Here is a 17,822-nt window from a genome sequence, read left to right on the forward strand (position 1 = left end):
TGATGCCCGGTTCAGCGTTTTGCGGGGGCGGGATCGGAAGGGGGTGAGGCGGCGGCACCCCCGGACGGCAGCGCCGCCACGATCGCATGGTCCCGGGCGATCGGACCGAGCTTCGCACTGCCGCCGGGACTGCCGAGATCAGAAAAGAACTCGGCGTTCACGGTGTTGAAGTGCCGCCATTCCTGCGGGGTGTCGTCTTCGAGGAAGATCGCTTCGACCGGGCACACCGGCTCGCAGGCGCCGCAGTCGATGCACTCGTCCGGGTGGATGTAGAGCATGCGCTCTCCCTCGTAGATGCAGTCGACGGGGCACGCGTCGATGCATGCCTTGTCGGTGACGTCCACACAGGGCAAAGCGATCACAAAAGTCATCGAGCTGCCATCCTCTCCGGGCCGTTCGTATCGTTTGGACGCAGCCGACCGTAGGGCCTCAAGTAATTTTGAGGTCAACAGGGAGGGTGCACATGACGAGCTACCGTTCCGGTGAGGTCCGGGCCCGCCCGGACGACTGGCTGAGCATCGGCGAAGTGAGCGCCAGGACCGGGGCGGCCGTCTCCGCTCTGCGGTTCTACGAAGAGCTCGGCCTGATCGCGTCCGAACGCGACGATCGCAACCAGCGTTGCTACCCGAGGCACATGCTTCGCCGAGTCGCCTTGATCTCGGTGGCAAAACGGATCGGCATCCCGTTGCAGGACCTCCGGGAGGCGTTCGCCGACGTCCCGCTCGACCGTCCGCCCAGCCACCAGGAGTGGCAGCGTGCCTCGCGTGGCTGGAAGCGTCGACTGGAGCAGCGTCGACAGACCATCGAGCGACTCGAGACCGAGCTCACCGGGTGTATCGGCTGCGGATGTCTCTCCATGAAGGCATGCGCTCTGCTCAACCCCGGCGACACGCTCGCCGAGGATGGTGTCGGCCCCCGACGACTGTGAGACGTGCCTCCCGACGCTCGGCCGACGTCCCGCCGCCGGACCCCGGTTCGCACGACCCACTACCGCTCCTCGAAGCTAATCTGATGCGGTCAAGGAATACGGCCGACTCACCACCGAGGAAGCGACCATGACCGAGCCCGACCAGGATCACCGCCATCCGGACCGTCCCGCGTTGGTGCTCGCGGCCGAGGAATCGGCTCGCATCCGCGAATTCCCGTTGTCCTGCGAGCCCGGAGTCGGCCGCCTGCTCGCCGTACTCGCGGGCGCGGTCCCCACCGGCGGCCGCATCCTGGAACTCGGCACCGGTGCCGGAGTCGGCGCCGCCTGGATCGCCTCCGCCCTCGCCCGCCCCGGCGACGTCGCCTTCACCACCATCGAACGCGACGCCGACCTCGCGGCCGGGAACACCGAGCTCCCCTGGCCGGACGGCATCGACTTCCGCATCGGCGACAACGAGGAACTACTGCCCACCCTCGGCACCTTCGACCTGATCTTCGCCGACGCGGCCGGCGGCAAATGGACCGGCCTGTCCGACACCCTCGCCGCGCTACGCCCCGGCGGCATCCTCCTCGTCGACGACATGGACCCGACCCGAGCCACCCACCCCGACCACCGCCAAGCCCTGGACGCGGTCCGCACCACCCTCACCACCCACCCCGACCTGCTGACCGCAGACCTCCCCACCGCCGGCGGCATGATCCTGGCCACCCGCCGCCGCTGACCGGTAAGTACCGCCCGAAGCACGGGCGTTCGCGTGCCCCGACCATCGCGTATGGGGCGTGGACGTATCCGTCGGGGTTGCCCGGGAGGCCGGGCTTCGGGGGTGCTTCGACCCCGGGCAGGTCGGGTCGGGGCGGTAGAGGACGGTCAACGCCGGTTCGGCGTGGCGCCCCGGCCGGCAGCACGCCCTCCCCGCCCTGGCCGCCGCCCCCGAAGCGGTGGCCCGGATCAGGCGGATCGCCTTGGTCCACCCAGCGCTCGACCACCCCGGATCCACCGGGTGACGTGAGCCGGTCCACATCGGGCCACGGGCGCGGGTCGGCGTCAGACCGGCAGGGTTCGGGCCGCGCGGAGGGCGGCGGCCAGTTCCACGCAGCGGCGGGTCTGGATGCGGGCCAGGTCGAGGGAGAGCAGGGTCGGGTCGTCGGCGGGGGTGGGGGTGAGGGTGGTGATCGAGCGTTGTGGGGCGGGGTCGGGGGAGCCGGGGGCGGGCCGGTAGGTGATCGCGAAGCTGTGGATCAGGCCGCCGTGCCGGGTGCCGGGGGCCGGGGTGGTCACGAAGACCGCGAACACCTGTTGGGCGCTGCGGCGTTCCCATTCGTTGCGCATCTCGCGGGCGGCCGATTCGGTGGCCGAGGCGGTGGCGGAGTCGGCGAGGCTGCGGAGCAGGGCGAAAACCTCGCGGTCTCGTGCCGGGGCGCCGAGCACGATCACGTCGGCCCAGCTCAGGTCTCGCGCGGTCGCGGGCGGATCGGGTTTCGGATCGGCGTGTGCCTGCTCGGTGTGTGGCTGCTCGGCCTTTGGGTCCTCGCCCTGCGGATGTTCGGGCTGCGGATTCTCGGTCCGGGCGCCGGGCAGGCGGCGCAGCCGGACGTCGGCGCCGGTGTTCCAGGCGACCGCGGCCACCGCGTCGGCCTGTGCGCGCACACCCTCGGCGGTGTCCCGGTAGATCACTGTGACCTTGATGGGCATCGTTCAGTCTCCTTTGTTGCTCCCCGAAGCCCGGCGCGCGTTCACTTCGCCGACTTCGGACCCCCGACAACTGCACGCTATGCGGCGGTGCTCCCTCCTGCGACGTCCGTACGCGCCACGAAGCGGACTCCGCACGCCAGAGCCGCCGCTTCCGACATCGCGGCGGGGACGGTTTCGGCCGGGGACGCCCGGCAGCCGGCGTGGTGTGGGCAGGCGCCCGGCCTGCCGCCGACGGCAACCGCGGCGGGCGGGCGGACGGAGGGCGCATCGTACGGATGGACGGAGCATCGTACGGCGCGAACCTCCCCGCCCGCCTCCCATTTTCGACCGCCCGTCGACTCCTCGACAGGACCGCACGCAGCGCCCCGCGAAAGCGGGAATCGGGCGGTGCAGCCGCAGTGGGCTACCGTCACTGTGCCCCGTCGGCCCGAACCCCGCCCGACCCGTACCCAGGAGACCCGATCGATGGCGCTGGACCCGTTGGACAACCGGATCATCACCGCGCTCATCGACGACGCGCGCTCGACGTATGCCGAGATCGGCGCCCGGGTCGGATTGTCCGCGTCCGCCGTCAAGCGGCGGGTGGATCGGCTGCTGGCCACCGGTGTGATCACCGGCTTCTCCGCGTCGGTCGAGCCCGCCGCGCTCGGCTGGACCACCGAGGCGTTCGTCGAGTTGTACTGCGTCGGGCGCACCTCGCCGAGCGAGATCGGCAAGGCGTTGGCGAAGTTCCCGGAGGTGGTCTCGGCGAGCACCGTCACCGGCGACGCGGACGCGGTGATCCACCTGCTCGCCGCCGATGTGCAGCACTTCGAGCAGGTCCTGGAGCGGATCGCGGCGGAGCCGTTCGTGGTGCGCTCGAAGAGCTGTGTCGTGCTTTCCCGGCTGGTCAGGCGCAATGGAACCGCCTGGCAGGGAGTGGAGACGCAATAGATCGGCGTCGGCGCGCAAGATCGACCTCTTGGCCCGGTCGCACACGCGTACGTAGGGTTTGAACTGCCGGTGCAGACCGACCCGGCACCCTCATCCGGCTTTCGTGAGAACGCCACCCGCGCGGGAAAAGTCCCCCGTCCGGGTACCCAACCCTGCGCGGGTGCCTCGCCCGAACGCGCCGAGAGATTGCCGAGCCCCACATGCGCATGCACCGGTACGACCCCGCCCTCGCCGACCTGGTCTTCGACTACATGCGCGAGCGGCTCGCGTTGGATCCGGTACCGCTGGACCACCCCGGGCGCAAGGACAAGCTCGACCGCGTGCTCGACGGCCTGATCGGCGCCGGCGGCAACGACCCGGGCGACGTGCTGGCGATCTACGCCGACCAACTCGCGCCGGCGGTGATCTCCTGCGACAGCCCGCGCTTCCTCTCCTTCATCCCGGCCGCGCCGACCAAGGCCGCGCTGTTGTTCGACATGGTCGTCTCGTGCGCGTCCCTCCAGGGCATCTCCTGGCTGGAGGCGGCCGGCGCGGTGGCCGCCGAGAACCAGGTGTTGCGGCTGATCTCGGACCTGGCCGGGCTGCCCGCGAGCGCCGGTGGCTGCTTCGTCAGCGGCGGTTCGGCGGGCAACCTGTCCGCGCTCGTGGTCGCCCGGGACATGGGTCGGCGACGCACCGGCGCCACCGCCCGGGACCGCCTGCGGATCGCGGTCAGCGACCAGGCGCACTCCTCGATCGGCAACACGCTGCGGATCATCGGCGTGGACGCGCTCGTGGTGAAGACCACCGACCACCGCCTCACCGGCGAGGCGCTGCGCGCCGCGCTGGCCGCCGACCCGGACGCGGACGACGTGGTGGGCGTGGTCGCCACCGCGGGCACCACCAACGCGGGCATCATCGACGACCTGGCCGGGATCGGCGCGGTCGCCCGCGAGCGTGACCTGTGGTTCCACGTGGACGGGGCGTACGGCGGCGCCGGCCTGCTCGCGCCCAGCGTGCGGGCCCGCTACGACGGGATCGAGCTGGCCGACTCCTTCGTGGTCGACCCGCACAAGTGGCTGTTCGCGCCGTTCGACTGCGCCGCGCTGGTCTACCGCAACCCGAGCCTGGCCCGGGGCGTGCACACCCAGGACGCGTCCTACCTCGACGTGCTGCACACCGACGCGCCCGAGGAGTGGAACCCGACCGACTACGCCTACCACCTCACCCGGCGGGCCCGCGGTCTGCCGCTGTGGTTCTCGCTCGCGGTGCACGGCACCGACGCGTACACCGAGGCGATCGAGACCGCGCTCACCCTGGCCCGGGACAGCGCGGCGCTGATCCGCGCCACCCCGCACCTTGAACTGATCCGCGATCCGGAGCTGTCCGCCGTGCTCTTCCGCCGCGTCGGGTGGAGCGCCCCGGACTACCTGGACTGGTCGCATCGACTGCTCGCCGGCCAGGTCGGTTTCGTCACCCCGACCGGTTGGGAGGGCGAGACGGTGGCCCGCTTCGCCTTCCTGCATCCGGGTACCACGATGGCGATGGTCGAGGAGATCCTGGCCACGATGATGTAACGCCCTGCGGCCTGCCGCTCGCGCGTTCGGGTTGCCTTGGCCCAGACTGGAACCCGATGGACGGCTTCCGGGAGCCGGGCGCCTCACGGGAACCCGGGGCTGGAGAGGACAGGCGTGGCGCTGGACGAGTACGCGGACCCGCCGATGACGGTGCCGGAGGTCGATGCCGTGACCGGCGCGGTGGCGCGCCTGGTCGGGGCGAACGGCTCCGACCCGCGCGAGGCGGGCGCGTACGCGGTGCTCCAGGGCCTGCTGGACGGCACCCGCGCCGCGGTCGCGGTGATGAGCCCCGGCCTGCGCTACCTCTACGTCAACCCGGCCCTGGCCCGGATGAACGGCCTCGCCGCCGAGGAGCACCTGGGCCGCACCATCGGCCAGGTGCTCCCGGACGTGGACGCCCAGGAGGAGATTCTCCGGGCGGTGTTGCGCGACGGCGTGGCCCGTGAGGCCACCTCCACCGGCATCACCCACGCGGGCCCGCCCGACCGTCGCTGGTGGCACGGCGCCTACCACCGCCTGGAGCACGAGGGCGCGGTGGTCGGCCTGGCCGGCGTCATCCTGGAGGTCTCCGAGTCCCGCCGCACCCAGTTGGAACTGGACGCGGCCCGCCGTCGATTGTCCTTCCTGGACGCCGCCGCCACCCGGGTCGGCACCACCCTCGACCTGGTCGAGACCTGCGAGGAACTGGCCGAACTCTTCGTCGCCGAACTCGGCGACGTGGCCGCGGTGGACGTGTTCGCGGTCGAGGGCGCCAACGGCACCCCGCACGCCCCACAGGACATGGTCCGGATGTGGCGCGCCGCGCTGTCGCACCGGCCGGGGATGGCCGAGCAGGCCGCGATCCTGCGCCGACCCGGCGAGAACGTCGACTACCAACAGGGCTCGATGGTGCCGCGCGCCCTGAGCGAGCGCAGCCCGGTGGTGGTCAACCGGGTGAGCGACGACGAACTGGCCCGCGAGGTGTCCAGCCCCGACCGCGTCGACATCTTCCGCTCGGTCGGCCTGCACTCGATCGTCGCGCTGCCGCTCGTCGCCCGCGGCAGCGCCATCGGCATGGTCAGCCTGGCCCGGCACGGCGCGGCGGACGCGTTCTCCACCGAGGACGTGGTGCTGGCCCGCGACCTGGCCCGGCGCGGGGCGATCAGCGTGGACAACGCCCGCCGCTACGCACACGAACACGACATCGCGCTCGCCCTCCAGCACGCGCTGTTGGCCGCCCCGGACGCACCGCACCCCGACATCGAACTGGCCTCGCGCTACCGACCCGCGGGCAGCAGCGTCGAGGTGGGCGGCGACTGGTACGACGCGGTCGCGCTCAGCGGCGGTCGCACGCTGCTCGCGGTCGGCGACGTGATGGGCCACGGTGTGCAGGCCGCGGTGGAGATGAGCCAGTTCCGGGCGCTGTTGCGGGTGCAGGCGCGCTCCGATCAGGAGCCGCACGAGATTCTGGCCGCGGTGGACCGCACCAGCACCAAGGCCGGCATCGAACGGGTGGCGAGTTGCCTGCTGGTCCTGGTCGACCCGGCGGCGGGCGCGGTCACCTTCGCCAGCGCCGGGCATCTGCCGCCGCTGCTGGTCGGCCCGGGCGACACGGCCGAACTCGTCGACGTCCCCGTGGGACCGCCGCTGGGCACCGGCTTCGGCGGCTACACCTCGGTGCGTCGGCGCAGCGAACCCGAGCGGGTCCTGGTGATGTACACGGACGGCCTGATCGAGCGCCGGGGCGAGGACATCGGCGAATCGCTGCAGCGGCTGACCCGGGTGGGACTGACCGCCGAGACCCCGTTGGTGCGTCTGGTGGACACGCTGATCGCCCGGATGGTCACCGACAAGCCGGAGGACGACATCGCGGTCCTGGCCGCGCGACAACGGCCGGTGGGCGGCCCGGGGCCGGCGGCGGCGAACCCGGGTCAGTGACCCGGGCGTTCGACGTCGGCCAGGTAGCGCTCCAGGCGGTCGGCCAGCTCGACCGGGCGGCTGAGCGCGAGCAGATGGCCGCCGGGCATCTCGTCCGCGAGCACGCCGAGGCGTTCTCGGGCGACCCGGCGTTGGAAGGCGAGGGGGAAGAACCGGTCGTCGCGGCCGACCAGGACCCTGGTGGGTACGTCGGGCCAGGCAGGCAACCACCACGCGGTGCCGAACACCGCGTCGGACTCGCCGCGTTGCCGGCCCTCGCCCTCGTCGATCAGGGCCTGCGGGACGTCGTGCAGGAAGTACACGAGCGCGTCGAAGTCGGCGTCGGCAGGTCGGCCGGCGCGCTCGTCGTTGTCCCGCCGTGCCGCGTCCTGGCCGGTGGCGGCCCACCACCGGCCGGCGCTCTCGCCGGGCTCGGGGATCATCGCGTTCAGCAACACGAGCAGGGCGACCGGCAGTCGGGCACACGCGAGCGAGGCACTGAACCCGCCCAGCGATTGCCCGACCAAGACGACCCGCTCCCGATCCGCGGCGGCGGCCACGATCAGGTCCACGTATTCCGCCAGTCCCGCCGCCTCGTCCGCACCGGGCAGGTCCACCGACACCACATCCCGCCCCCGCGCCCGCAGTTCGGCCTCCACCAGATGCCAATACCAGGCAACCCCACCTGCCCCGGGAACCAACACATACGCGGTATCCACCATGCACCGGACCCTACGCGGAGGCACCGCCACTCAGCGGGAGGACACGGCCCGACGGGCCCGGGATCGGGGCTCGGCGGATTTCCGGTCAGGTCGGGGTGCTGGGGAGCCGGTACCAGGTGTGTCGGGTGCCGACCACCCGCCGGTGCCCCTGCGGCTCGGGCTTCGGCGGCGGGGGCGCGGCGACCAGGCTGCCGGCGATGGTGTCCTCGAAGCGGCGGCGGATCGGCTTCCAGCGCGCGTCGCGGCGGGCCGCCCGCGCGGTGGCACGGCGCAGTTTGCGGGGCTTGTCGTGGTAGTAGCGCCGCGCCCACGGAGAGCCGGGTCGGGCCAGCCGGATCGCCGCGACGATGTTGACGATCGGGATGAAGATGCCGATCACGCCGGTACCGACCTTGCCTTTGGCGAAGGTGATCGCCGCCATCGCCACGTCCAGCAACAACACCAGCAGCCACACCACCTGATCGGCGACGCCGCCGCCCTCCGGCGTCGCGTCGAAGGGCACGAAACCGCTCGCCGCCAAGCCGACCGCGGCGGTGGCCAACACCGTGGCCTCGATGGAGATCCGGCCCTGCTCGGTCCAGTACACATCGGCCAGGTGCACGATCATCCCGAACTCGTCCAGCACCAGCCCCGCGCCGATTCCCAGCAGCACCCCCGCGATCGACCGGCCGACCAGGTATTGGCCGGTGCCGACCGCGACGAAGCCGCCGATCAGGGCGAGCACGATGCCCGGCACCACGTGATGGATGTGCACACCGCCGGGGCTGACGTTGCGAAACGGGCCTCGACCGGCCCGGATCAGCCGGGTGATCGTCCGCGTCGCCAGAAAGGTGAGCAGCAGCGACGCGAACGCCAGACTCATCGGCAGCCGACCGTCGTGCATCATCGCGCCGTGCCGCCGATCCGCCGCCTGCGGTGCTCCGCCATGCGCACTCCTCCTCCGGGTCGGTGCTCCTGTTCCCGGTGCGCGGCGGCCTACGAACGCCGAACAGGTGAACCGGGCCGCCTCGGCGGGCGCCGCGGTGACCAAGTGCCCGCGACCTCGTTGGGCGGGACATGAACAAGCGCATCGCCGCCGCCGCGTTGGCCGGCACCGCCCTCGCCGTGACCCTCGGCGCGTCCGCCGCCCACGCGCAGGAACCGACCCCGAACAGCGGCCGGGTCGTCGGTGTCCCGACCGCCGTCTACCCCGACGGCGTGAACACCCTGAACCGCGTCAACCCGCTCGCCGGCCCGCTCCCGCTGTAGGACCCGTCACCGGCCGGCGTGGTGTCCCGGTCCGGCCCCGAAGGGGGAAACCACGCCTTCGACGGGCGCCATGGCGGTGGTCGTCCCGGCTCGGGTCACTCGTCGTCGAGGGCGCGGCGCAGTTCCGCGCTTTCCCGGTTGGCGGCGGCCAGATCCTCCGTCATCCGGCGGGTGCCCTCGGCCACGCCCGCGTCCCAGATGCGTTGCACGAGGGCGCTCGCGCGATCCTGCGGCAGGTCGGTCTCGCGCATCAGCAGCTCGGTCAGCTCGATGATCGGGTGTTTGGGGTGCATGGTTTCAGCAGACCCGGCTCCGGAGCCGGCCGCACCCGGGCACGGCCGGTCGGGGGAGTCGTCGGGGTCGATTGGATCGGTTGCCGTCGGCCGGACCTACGCCTTGAGGTGCTCCCACGCCTGGGGGTGGGTGGTCAGATAGCCGGCCAGGTTCTGGGCGGGCCGGCCGGTCAGCATCGGGATCGCGGTGGAGACCTTGGCCATCTCGCCGGTGGCGATCGCCTCGTACGAGGTCACCCAGCCCGCCATCTCCCAGGCCGGCGCGTTGTACTGCGCGCGGGAGGCGTACGCCTCGTCCCGGCTTTCCGCGACGTATTCGATCGGCCGCCCGGCGAAGCGGGTCAGCTCCGCCGCCGCCTCCGCGAGGGTGATCGCCTCGGGGCCGGTCAGGTCGTAGGTGAGGTGGTCGTGCGCGGTGTCGCCGAGCAGTACCGCCGCCGCCGCGTCCGCGATGTCGTCGTGCGCCACCGCCGCGACCCGCCCCTGCCCGCCCGGACCGCGAATGACCCCGTCGGCACCGACCATCGCGGGCAGCACCGCCAGGTACAGGCTGTCGCGCAGGAACGTGTGCCGCAGTCCGGTGTCCCGGATGTGTTGCTCGGTGTGCCAGTGGTCGCGCGCGAACGTGAACGTCGCGTCCGGCGCCGCGCTCTGGAAGGACACGTAGACGATCCGTCGGATGCCGACCGCCACCGCCGCGTCCACGGCGGTGATGTGCTCACCGACCCGATCGGCGCTCTCGTGGGCCGAGACCAGGAACAGCGTGTCGGCCCCCTCCAGGGCCCGCCGCATCGCCGCCCCGTCGCCGTAGGACGCGGGCGGGGCCTTGACCGCACCGTCGAACTCCGGCAGCCGGGACGCGTCCCGGCCCACCAGGCGCTGCGCCGTGCCGGCCTCGGCGAGCCGGCGGGCGACCCGGCCACCGATCTGCCCGCTCGCTCCGGTGACCGCGATGACTGGTCCCATGACGACGTCCTCTCCTGGCCCGGGTCCCGACGGCCCGCGGCCGGCTCCGCATTCGACGGCCGCACCGCATCCGGCCGCTCGGCCACCCGACCCTACTGCCCGGTTGTCGCACTTCCCTCGAACCGAGCCCGTCCGGCGCGCCCTCGGGTGCGCTCGGGTGCGCTCGGGTCAGCCCAGGTCGTCGAGCGAGCCGAGCACCCGGTCGAGCAGGGGGCGGCTCCGGTCGACCAAGTCGTGTGCCTGGTCGGGATACTTCGCGGCGAGGAACACCGCGCCGAGCACGAGCAACAGCAGGAGTACGCCGTTACCCGAGCGCCCGCCGCGCCGGCGTCGCCGGTCGGCGGCGAACATCTGCTCGCGAAAGGCCCGTCGGTCGACGTCCTGCCGGAATGCCTGAGCCTGCCGTGCCGCCTGCATACCCGGATCGATGGGCATCTCGGCCCCCTTCTCCCTGCCCGCGCGATCGCGGGTCGTCGAGGAGGACGGGCGCGACGCTCGCCGTGGTTCGTGGTGCTCGCGGTTGTCACCGCGTCGGGACGAAGCCGTGACCGCACCACCGACGACCGGACGACTCGGTGACCGCGGCTGCTACTCGTCCCACCAGCGGTCGCCGCGCTCGCGGCGATTGGCCACGATCACCGCGAACGGCGGAATGGCCATCGCGACGATGGTCATGCCCGCGGCGGCGGCGAACGACCAGCGGTAGACCACGGTGCCGGCCAGCAGGAACAGCAGCAGGCAGATGCCCATCATCACGAAGTAGCGCTTGCGTCGACGGCGCTGGGACGGAACCGGCCCGGACGGGGTGGCACCCCCACCACCGGGGGTGCCCGGATCGTTGGTGCTCATCTCTTCACGGTACGTCCGGGGGCCGCCGGACGGGGCGGGTGTCGGCGGCGGACCGGTCGGTTTTCGGGAGTTACCCGGAGGTGACAATATTGGTATAGACCTTTCGGTCGGGACGGTGTTGACTGGCGGCGAGGCGCGACCGCAGGTCCGTGCCGATCGCCGGAAAGGAATCAGTCGCCATGACGACCGTCTCCCCTCCGTTCGTCGGCGCGCCCGTCGCCTATCTACGGTGCTATCCCCGCGACCCCTGGGAGATGGCCGCCCATCGCAACGCGCTGACCGCGTACGCGCAGGGGCTCGGCCTGAGCCGGCCGGTGGTGTGTCTGGACAACGGCGTCTCCTCGAACGAGGAGCAGCCCGAGTTGGAGAACCTGCTGGCCAACGTGATCGCCGGCGTCGTGCGGACGGTACTGATACCGGGCCTGTGGGTGTTCGCTCTCGATCCGGAACGAGCCCGGGCCACCGCCGAGCGCTTTCGCGCCGCCGGCGCCGAGATCCTCGACCTCCCGGGCCGCTGGCACGAACGGGACGGCCGCCGCGTCGCCCGCTGGGGACGCGGCGGCCCGGTGGCTCAGGCCGAGGTCGCCGCGCGCACCGTGTGGCCGAGCAGCAGCGCCGTCGTCACCGGTCCCACGCCGCCCGGCACGGGGGTGAGTGCGCCGGCCACCGGTGTCACCGAGGCCGCGTCCACGTCGCCGACCAGGCCGCCGTCGGCGGTGGGGTTGGTGCCCACGTCGACCACGACCGCGCCGGGCGCGACGTGCTCGGCGGTGATCAGGCCGGGGCGGCCGACCGCGGCGACCACGACATCGGCCGTCGAGGTCAGCGCGGCCAGGTCCTTGGTCCGCGAATGGCAGATGGTGACCGTGGCGTTGCGGTCCAGGAGCAGGTGCGCGGCGGGTTTGCCGACCACCGTCGAGCGGCCGACCACCGCGACGTGCCGACCGGCGAGTTCGACGCCGTGGTGATCCAGGATCGCCACCACCGCCTCGGCCGTGGCCGGGGCGAAGGCGGGCAGCCCGGCGGCCAGTCGGCCGAGCGAGAGCGGGTTGGCGCCGTCCACGTCCTTGCCGATGGGGATCGCGCCGGCCAGGTCCTCCAGGGCCGCGCCCTCCGGCAGCGGGGTCTGCAGGATGATCCCGTGCACGTCGTCGTCCGCGCCGAGTGCCGCCAGCGTGCCCCGGATCGCCGCCGCGGTCGCGTCCGCGCCCAGGTCGACCACGTCGCAGGTGATGCCGACCTTCGCGGCGGCCCGCGCGATCGAACGCACGTACCAGGCGCTGGACTCGTCGGCCGTGGCCACCACGACGGCCAGGGTGACCGGGGAGCCCGCCTCGGCGAGCAGCGCGGCCCGGGTCGCGGTCTCGGCGCGGATCGCGGCCGCGAGGTCCTTGCCGGCGAGTACGGTCGCGGTCATCGGGCGATCTCCTTGCGGACGGCCGCGGTGACCTGATCGGCGCGCGTGGCGATGTCGTCCACCCGCCCGGCCTGCGTGGTGAGTTCGGTGCGGGCCTGTTCGTCCCGGATGCCGCCGAGGTTGATCTCGATGTTCACCCGCGCCGTGGTTGCCGCCGCCCGCGCCGCCTCGGCCGCCGCGGCCACGTCGGTGATCACGTTCGGATTGCCGATCGGCAGCAGCTTCTCGGCCAGTTCGACGCACGCGGCGGCCAGCACGACCACCTCGGCCGGCGGCTTGGCCGCGCCGACCAGGGCGGCGGCGATCGTGGCCGAGCGCACGGCCTTGGCCTCGTCGGTGTCCCGGGGCAGCGCGTACGCCTCGGTCACCGCGGTGAACGCGACCGCGTCCTCCTCGGCCAACCGCAATGCCACGCCCCGCAGTTCGTCGGTCAGCGCGACCACCTCGGCGATCGAGGAGGCATGCTCGGCGTACTTGTCGCCGGTGGTGTACCGGGCGACCATGCCCAGCAGCGCGGCCGCCTGTGCGGCGTGCAGCGCGGCGGCCGCACCGCCCCCCGGCGCCGGAACCCGGTCGGCGAGGCGGTCCAGGTATTCGCTGATCTTCTCGTCGCGCATCGCGCTCGTCCTTCGCTCGGTGGGGGCTACCGCACGTTCGCAAATCCTCGCACAGAGCACGACGAAGCCTGGAACCCCGAGGTGGAAGGCATCGACGCGGCGGCCGTGGGGTGATGTCGAGTGGGGACGTCGGGCGGGAAGTGTCGGGTGGGAGGCATCGAGCGGACGGTGTCGGGTGCTCAGGTCCGGGAGTCGTCGGCGGGCCGAGCCGTGCGGTGATCGGCGGGGTGGTCGGCGCGGTGGTCCACGCGATGGTCCACATGTTGGTCCGCGCGGTGGTCCGGGCGTTGGTCCGGGCGGTGGTCCACGCACAGCACGATCGCCGTCGCGTTGTCGTGGCCACCCGCCTCCAGGGTCGCGGCGAGCAGCCGGGCGACGATCTCGGTGGGCGCCTCGGGCGCGGCCAACAGGGCGCCGAGCGGGCGGTAGTCGATCTGTTCGGCGACCCCGTCGGTGCACAGCAGGTACACGTCGCCGGGCCGCAGGGTCACGTTCAGCACGTCGGGCTCGGGCCGGCCGGGGTGTCCGACGTAGCGGCTGAGCCGGTAGCGCGCGGCGGCGGCCTGCGGCGAGTCGGCCGGATACCAGCCGTAGAGCGCGCCCAGCCACGCCTCGGTGTGATCGACCGTCAGCAGGTCCAACTGCCCGGCGCGCAGCCGATATGCGCGCGAGTCGCCGATCTGCACCAGCCATGCGGCGGCCGCGGCGGCCTCGGGCCGGGGGTCCGGTTCGGCGATCAGCGCGGTGAGCGTGCACCCGGTGAAGCCGCTCAACCCCGCCGCCGCGGCCAGCACCAGGTCCTGGATGCCGGCCACACTCGCGCGCAGCGCCGCCGGGTCGGGCCCGATGCCCGCGGTCGAGGCCCGGCGGATCGAGGCGGTGAACTCGTTCATCGTGATCCGCCCGGCGGCCGTGCTCCCGGGACCGTCGCCCATGCCGTCGGCGACCGCCGCCAGCCGCAGCTCCGGCTCCAGGCCGAGCACGTCGAAGTTGGCCCGATACCTGTTGCCCACCACGCTGCCCGCCGCCGCGCGCACCCACACCGGCCCCGCCGCGAAGCCCGCCTCGGCCGTGCTCCCCGTGTCCTGCCGGCGTCGTCCGAACATCGGCGGCCCCCTTCGCTCCGTTGGCGTATTCGGGGCACGCTATCGGGCGATCAGGCCAATGCGCGGAAATGTGTGGTCAGCCGACCCTCGTCGTCGAGCCGGTGGAACGCCAGCGCGGGCGGCAGCTTCGGGTCGACGAACGGGGCGTCGTCGTCGGCGCGTTCCCACGGCAGGTTGATCGTGGACACCACACCGGGCGCCACGATCAGCGGCTTGCCGGCGAAGGTGGTGGCCGCCGGGGTGTGCGCGTGCCCGCACAGCAGACCCGCCACGTTGGGCCGATGGGCGATCACCTCGGCCAACCGCTCGGTGCCGAACTGGCGGATCCGGTCGATCTCCGGGCTGCCCAGCTCCACCGGCGGGTGGTGAAAGGCCACGAACACCGGTGTGGTGGACGGGGTTTCGTCCAGCACGTCGGTCAACCAGGACAGCGTCTCGTCGGCCAGCAGGCCGTCCGCACGACCCGGAATGGACGAGTCGCACAGCGCGAACACCGCGCCGCCGGCCGTGCGGTGCACCCGGTTGATCGGCTCGTCGCCCGCGGGCTCGTCGAACAGCCCCTCACGAAACGGCCCGCGTACGTCGTGATTGCCGGGCAGGATCAGCACCGGGTGCCGCGACGCGAGCAGGGCCCGCGCCTCGTCGTATTCGGCGGGCAGGCCGTTGTCCACGATGTCGCCGGTGACCAGCACCGCGTCCAGGTCGTAGGGGAGCGCGTTCAGGTGGGCCAGCACCGCCCGGGTGCGCTCGGCCGCGTGCGGGCCGCCGTCGAGGTGGGTGTCACTGAGGTGCGCGAACACGATCATGCGGGCGTCCTTGGGGGAGGCGAATGCGGTGGTTCCGGTGTACTCGGCCGCGATGAAGGCGACGCTACGCACGCCACCGGACCGGCGTGAAGGTCCAGTGAACTGTTCGAGGACCGGACCACTTTCCCGCCCTGGGCGATCGACCGGCGCCGCACCGCTCACGCGGCAACTCGGGGAGGTGCCGCTCCGCGCCGCTCGCGCGGCACCTCCCCGAGTTCTCAGGTCGGGCGCACCACCCGGAAGTACAGGTGCGTGACGTGCCGGCCCTCGATCACCCTGGTCGCCTCCAACTCGATCGGGACGTCGGCGAGATGGTCGAAGAAGCGGATGCCCCCGCCCAGCAACACCGGCACCAGGTTGACCACGATCTCGTCGAGCAGGCCCGCGTTCAGGCACTGGCGCACGATGTCGGCGCCGCCGACGCCCACGGCCAGATCGCCCGCCACCGCCCCGGCCTCGGCGACGGCGTTCTCCACGCCGGTGGTGACGAAGGTGAACGGCGCCTGCGGATGCGCGGCGATCCAGTCCCGCGGTACGTGATGGGTCACCACGAACACCGGCACGCCGATCGGATGGCTGCCGCCCCACCCGTCGGTGGCGTCGAACAGTCGGCGGCCGGTCACGATCGCCCCCGTGTTGACGAACAACTCGCGCAGGTGTCGGGCGCTCGCCACCGAGGTGCGGAAGGTCATTCCCCCACCGGGCGCGGGTGTCTCCACGTGCCCGTTCGAGTACCACCCGAACAACTCCGCCACGTCATGCGACGGATCGGCGATGAACCCGTCCAGCGACATCGTCTTCTCGGCCATCACTGTTGCCATCCGGCTGCCCTCCTCGGCGACGGCCCGGTCGGCGTCGACGGCGCGGGCCGGGTCGGCTCTTCCAGTCTGAGTGAGGTGGACCGGGACCGCCCCCGAAACTCATCGGCGCGGCCGTCCCACAGCCGTGGCTTCGGCGGTTCTCCGGATCGACCACGGTCGAAGGTGACGGATTGTATCGTCACGACTACCAGCCGAGCGGCGAGAGAGGTCACCCATGTCGGACGCACCCCGGATGTCGGACCGCCCCGAAGGTTTCCCGGGCGCGGGCTCGCTCTCCTGGCGCTATCTGGGCCAATGGCGCCTGTTGACCACCATCGGTCGGGCGATCGTGCTGGAGACCGCGCATCCGGTGGTCGACGCCGGGGTGGTGGAGTTCTCCACCTATCGGAAACACCCGTGGCGCCGGATCGAGCAGACCCTGCTCAGCCTGCAGCGGTTGCTCTACCAGGACGAGGCGGACCGCGAGCGCGAGGCGGCCCGGCTGCGCCGGCTGCACGGGCACGTCAACGGGGTGGACGCGCAGGGTCGGGCGTACTCCGCGCTCGACCCCGAGGCACAGGCGTGGGTGCACCTGACGGTGTTCGACGCGATGGTGCTGATGTGCGAGCTCGGCGGCGATCCGCTCGACGAGGAGCGGCAGGCCGAGTTGTACGCGGAATGGCTGCTGGTGGGGCTGCAGTTCGGGGTGCCGGCGGACGCGATGCCGGGCACGGTCGAGGAATTCCGCGTCTGGTTCGACGAGACGGTACGGGACAAGCTCACGGCCGGACAGGGGGTCGAGCAACTCCTGGACGCACTGGGCCGATTGCCCGCGCCCGCAGCACTGTCCTTCGTCCCCGAGGCGGTGTGGTCGGCCGGCTGCGCGGCGTTCGGCGCCGCGATCCGCACCGTCGTCGCGAGCACCCTGCCGCCGAGCTACCGGGAGCAACTGGGCGAGCGCGGCCGAGTGCCGTTCGGCGCCGAGACGATGGTGTCGCTCGCGTGTCGGACCGCAGCGGTGGCCAGTGACCTGTTGCCGACGAAGTGGGTCTACATGCCGCTCGCGGCGACCTACATCGCGGCCAAGCGGGAAGCGGGGCGCGGGCTGCGCCGGTTCGGCCCCCACGATCGTGCGGCCGAGCCGGCGGCGCAACTCGCCGATCTCTTCGTACGAATCCTGGACCAGACCGGCGACGGTGTGTTGTCCTGGCCCGATTTGGCCGCGCTCGCCCGGGTGTTCAGCGATCGACTCGACCTCGCCGCCGTGGACGAGGAGGTCATGTACGCGGCCTTCCACGCCTGGTGGGACGAGTTGCGCACCACGGCCGACACCGACGGGGACGGCGTGGTCGACGCCGACGAGTACCGAGTGCTCGCCGACGCCGCGCCGGGTGCCGCCATGGCCGCACTGATGGTCTCGGTGGCCGCAGCGGTGGACCGGGACGGGGACGGCCGCATCGATCAGGCCGACTACGCCCGCCTGCTCGGCGCGGACGCCGCAGCGACACAACGAATCGCCTGGCTCCACGCGATGGACGCCGACGGCGACGGGGTCGTCACCGTCGAGGAGTTCGCCGACGCACTACGCGAAAGCGTCCTGGGCAGAGCCCGCTCGGACACCCTCGAATTCGTCCTCGGCCGGGCCTGAGGGGCTGGGCGGGGGGTGGGGTTGGGGGTGGGGTTGGGGGTGGTGGTGGAGACCTGACGGGGGTGATGCGTGGGGCCGGGGTGGTGCGGGGCGCGCGCGGGGGTGGGGCCGATTGGGTGGGTGCTTTCGTTTGATTCGTTGGGGGCCTTTGCGGGTGGGTCGGGTGTTTGTGGCCGGCGGTTGGGTCTTGGGCCGGGTTGGGTGCGGGTGGCTTTGTGCTGAACGGTCGGCGTGGGCTGGGGGGCTGGGGGGAGGTGGGCTTGGTCCCAGGGTCGCCGGTTGGCCGGGAGCCTTGGGTTTCCCGGCGAGAGGTGGGTGTTGCTCGGCGGGAAAGGCGCCGGCAAC

20 protein-coding genes are annotated in these 17,822 nt (G+C 72.4%); 7 read left to right on the forward strand and 13 right to left on the reverse strand.

Features of this window, described 5'->3' with window-relative positions; translation table 11 throughout:
• Positions 1 to 11 precede the first annotated feature (11 nt).
• Entirely contained in the window at positions 12 to 371 is a 360-nt protein-coding gene (gene fdxA / locus ACFXMF_RS31895) for a ferredoxin (protein WP_379989477.1), read from the reverse strand.
• A gap of 92 nt (positions 372 to 463) precedes the next feature.
• On the opposite strand from fdxA, the gene soxR reads away from it, so the two are divergent.
• Positions 464 to 928, forward strand: a complete 465-nt coding sequence (gene soxR, locus ACFXMF_RS31900; protein WP_360323235.1) for a redox-sensitive transcriptional activator SoxR — start codon at positions 464 to 466, stop codon at positions 926 to 928.
• Positions 929 to 1,055: 127 nt separating this feature from the next.
• Positions 1,056 to 1,649 carry an O-methyltransferase gene (locus ACFXMF_RS31905; RefSeq protein ID WP_379989479.1) on the forward strand — a complete coding sequence of 198 codons (594 nt, stop codon included), beginning with the start codon at positions 1,056 to 1,058 and terminating at the stop codon, positions 1,647 to 1,649.
• A gap of 323 nt (positions 1,650 to 1,972) precedes the next feature.
• On the opposite strand, the gene ACFXMF_RS31910 is transcribed toward ACFXMF_RS31905, so the two are convergent.
• Positions 1,973 to 2,620 carry a hypothetical protein gene (locus tag ACFXMF_RS31910; RefSeq protein ID WP_360323239.1) on the reverse strand — a complete coding sequence of 216 codons (648 nt, stop codon included), beginning with the start codon at positions 2,618 to 2,620 and terminating at the stop codon, positions 1,973 to 1,975.
• Positions 2,621 to 3,085: 465 nt separating this feature from the next.
• On the opposite strand from ACFXMF_RS31910, the gene ACFXMF_RS31915 reads away from it, so the two are divergent.
• The 3 genes from ACFXMF_RS31915 (at position 3,086) to ACFXMF_RS31925 (ending at position 7,026) form a co-directional block, all read left to right on the forward strand.
• Positions 3,086 to 3,553: an Lrp/AsnC family transcriptional regulator gene (locus ACFXMF_RS31915; protein ID WP_360323241.1), complete on the forward strand. Its 468-nt coding sequence runs from the start codon at positions 3,086 to 3,088 to the stop codon at positions 3,551 to 3,553.
• Between the two features lie 200 nt (positions 3,554 to 3,753).
• On the forward strand, positions 3,754 to 5,109 hold the full coding sequence (locus ACFXMF_RS31920) for a pyridoxal-dependent decarboxylase (RefSeq protein ID WP_360323243.1): 1,356 nt from the start codon (positions 3,754 to 3,756) through the stop codon (positions 5,107 to 5,109).
• Between the two features lie 114 nt (positions 5,110 to 5,223).
• A complete protein-coding gene (locus ACFXMF_RS31925; RefSeq protein WP_360323245.1) occupies positions 5,224 to 7,026 on the forward strand; it encodes a SpoIIE family protein phosphatase in 1,803 nt (600 codons plus the stop codon).
• Here ACFXMF_RS31925 and ACFXMF_RS31930 read toward each other — a convergent pair.
• Both ACFXMF_RS31930 and ACFXMF_RS31935 read right to left on the reverse strand, forming a co-directional pair.
• Positions 7,020 to 7,727: an alpha/beta fold hydrolase gene (locus ACFXMF_RS31930; RefSeq protein ID WP_360323247.1), complete on the reverse strand. Its 708-nt coding sequence runs from the start codon at positions 7,725 to 7,727 to the stop codon at positions 7,020 to 7,022. The two genes, ACFXMF_RS31925 and ACFXMF_RS31930, sit on opposite strands and share 7 nt — an antisense overlap.
• An 85-nt stretch (positions 7,728 to 7,812) precedes the next feature.
• Positions 7,813 to 8,589 (reverse strand): hypothetical protein, encoded by a 777-nt coding sequence (locus tag ACFXMF_RS31935; protein ID WP_360323249.1) that lies wholly within the window; start codon positions 8,587 to 8,589, stop codon positions 7,813 to 7,815.
• Positions 8,590 to 8,783: 194 nt separating this feature from the next.
• Here ACFXMF_RS31935 and ACFXMF_RS31940 point away from each other — a divergent pair, with 194 nt between their 5' ends.
• Positions 8,784 to 8,975, forward strand: a complete 192-nt coding sequence (locus ACFXMF_RS31940) for a hypothetical protein (protein ID WP_360323251.1) — start codon at positions 8,784 to 8,786, stop codon at positions 8,973 to 8,975.
• A 95-nt stretch (positions 8,976 to 9,070) separates the two neighbouring features.
• Here ACFXMF_RS31940 and ACFXMF_RS31945 read toward each other — a convergent pair whose 3' ends face one another.
• From ACFXMF_RS31945 to ACFXMF_RS31985, 9 genes are all read right to left on the reverse strand, one after another.
• On the reverse strand, positions 9,071 to 9,268 hold the full coding sequence (locus tag ACFXMF_RS31945) for a hypothetical protein (RefSeq protein WP_360323253.1): 198 nt from the start codon (positions 9,266 to 9,268) through the stop codon (positions 9,071 to 9,073).
• A gap of 96 nt (positions 9,269 to 9,364) precedes the next feature.
• Positions 9,365 to 10,234, reverse strand: coding sequence for an NAD(P)H-binding protein (locus ACFXMF_RS31950; protein ID WP_379989483.1), 870 nt, complete (start codon positions 10,232 to 10,234; stop codon positions 9,365 to 9,367).
• Between the two features lie 168 nt (positions 10,235 to 10,402).
• Positions 10,403 to 10,669 carry a hypothetical protein gene (locus ACFXMF_RS31955; RefSeq protein WP_360323257.1) on the reverse strand — a complete coding sequence of 89 codons (267 nt, stop codon included), beginning with the start codon at positions 10,667 to 10,669 and terminating at the stop codon, positions 10,403 to 10,405.
• 153 nt (positions 10,670 to 10,822) lie between these two features.
• Positions 10,823 to 11,083: a DUF3099 domain-containing protein gene (locus ACFXMF_RS31960; RefSeq protein WP_379989485.1), complete on the reverse strand. Its 261-nt coding sequence runs from the start codon at positions 11,081 to 11,083 to the stop codon at positions 10,823 to 10,825.
• Between the two features lie 571 nt (positions 11,084 to 11,654).
• Entirely contained in the window at positions 11,655 to 12,500 is an 846-nt protein-coding gene (locus tag ACFXMF_RS31965; protein ID WP_360323261.1) for a bifunctional 5,10-methylenetetrahydrofolate dehydrogenase/5,10-methenyltetrahydrofolate cyclohydrolase, read from the reverse strand.
• Positions 12,497 to 13,117 carry a cyclodeaminase/cyclohydrolase family protein gene (locus ACFXMF_RS31970; RefSeq protein WP_379992431.1) on the reverse strand — a complete coding sequence of 207 codons (621 nt, stop codon included), beginning with the start codon at positions 13,115 to 13,117 and terminating at the stop codon, positions 12,497 to 12,499. The genes ACFXMF_RS31965 and ACFXMF_RS31970 overlap by 4 nt, the downstream gene beginning before the upstream one ends.
• A gap of 179 nt (positions 13,118 to 13,296) precedes the next feature.
• Positions 13,297 to 14,223: a PP2C family protein-serine/threonine phosphatase gene (locus tag ACFXMF_RS31975; RefSeq protein ID WP_379992432.1), complete on the reverse strand. Its 927-nt coding sequence runs from the start codon at positions 14,221 to 14,223 to the stop codon at positions 13,297 to 13,299.
• Positions 14,224 to 14,273: 50 nt separating this feature from the next.
• Complete coding sequence (locus ACFXMF_RS31980; protein WP_379992435.1) at positions 14,274 to 15,029, reverse strand: metallophosphoesterase; 756 nt, start codon at positions 15,027 to 15,029, stop codon at positions 14,274 to 14,276.
• Positions 15,030 to 15,247: 218 nt separating this feature from the next.
• The gene (locus tag ACFXMF_RS31985) at positions 15,248 to 15,850 is read right to left on the reverse strand and encodes a dihydrofolate reductase family protein (RefSeq protein WP_379992433.1); all 603 of its coding nucleotides are present in this window, start codon (positions 15,848 to 15,850) and stop codon (positions 15,248 to 15,250) included.
• Between the two features lie 214 nt (positions 15,851 to 16,064).
• On the opposite strand from ACFXMF_RS31985, the gene ACFXMF_RS31990 reads away from it, so the two are divergent.
• Positions 16,065 to 17,477, forward strand: a complete 1,413-nt coding sequence (locus ACFXMF_RS31990; protein WP_379992434.1) for an oxygenase MpaB family protein — start codon at positions 16,065 to 16,067, stop codon at positions 17,475 to 17,477.
• The last annotated feature ends 345 nt before the right edge of the window (positions 17,478 to 17,822 follow it).

Origin of the sequence: Embleya sp. NPDC059213 (genome assembly GCF_042754445.1) — a bacterium.
In the GTDB taxonomy this organism is placed as follows: Bacteria; Actinomycetota; Actinomycetes; order Streptomycetales; family Streptomycetaceae; genus Embleya.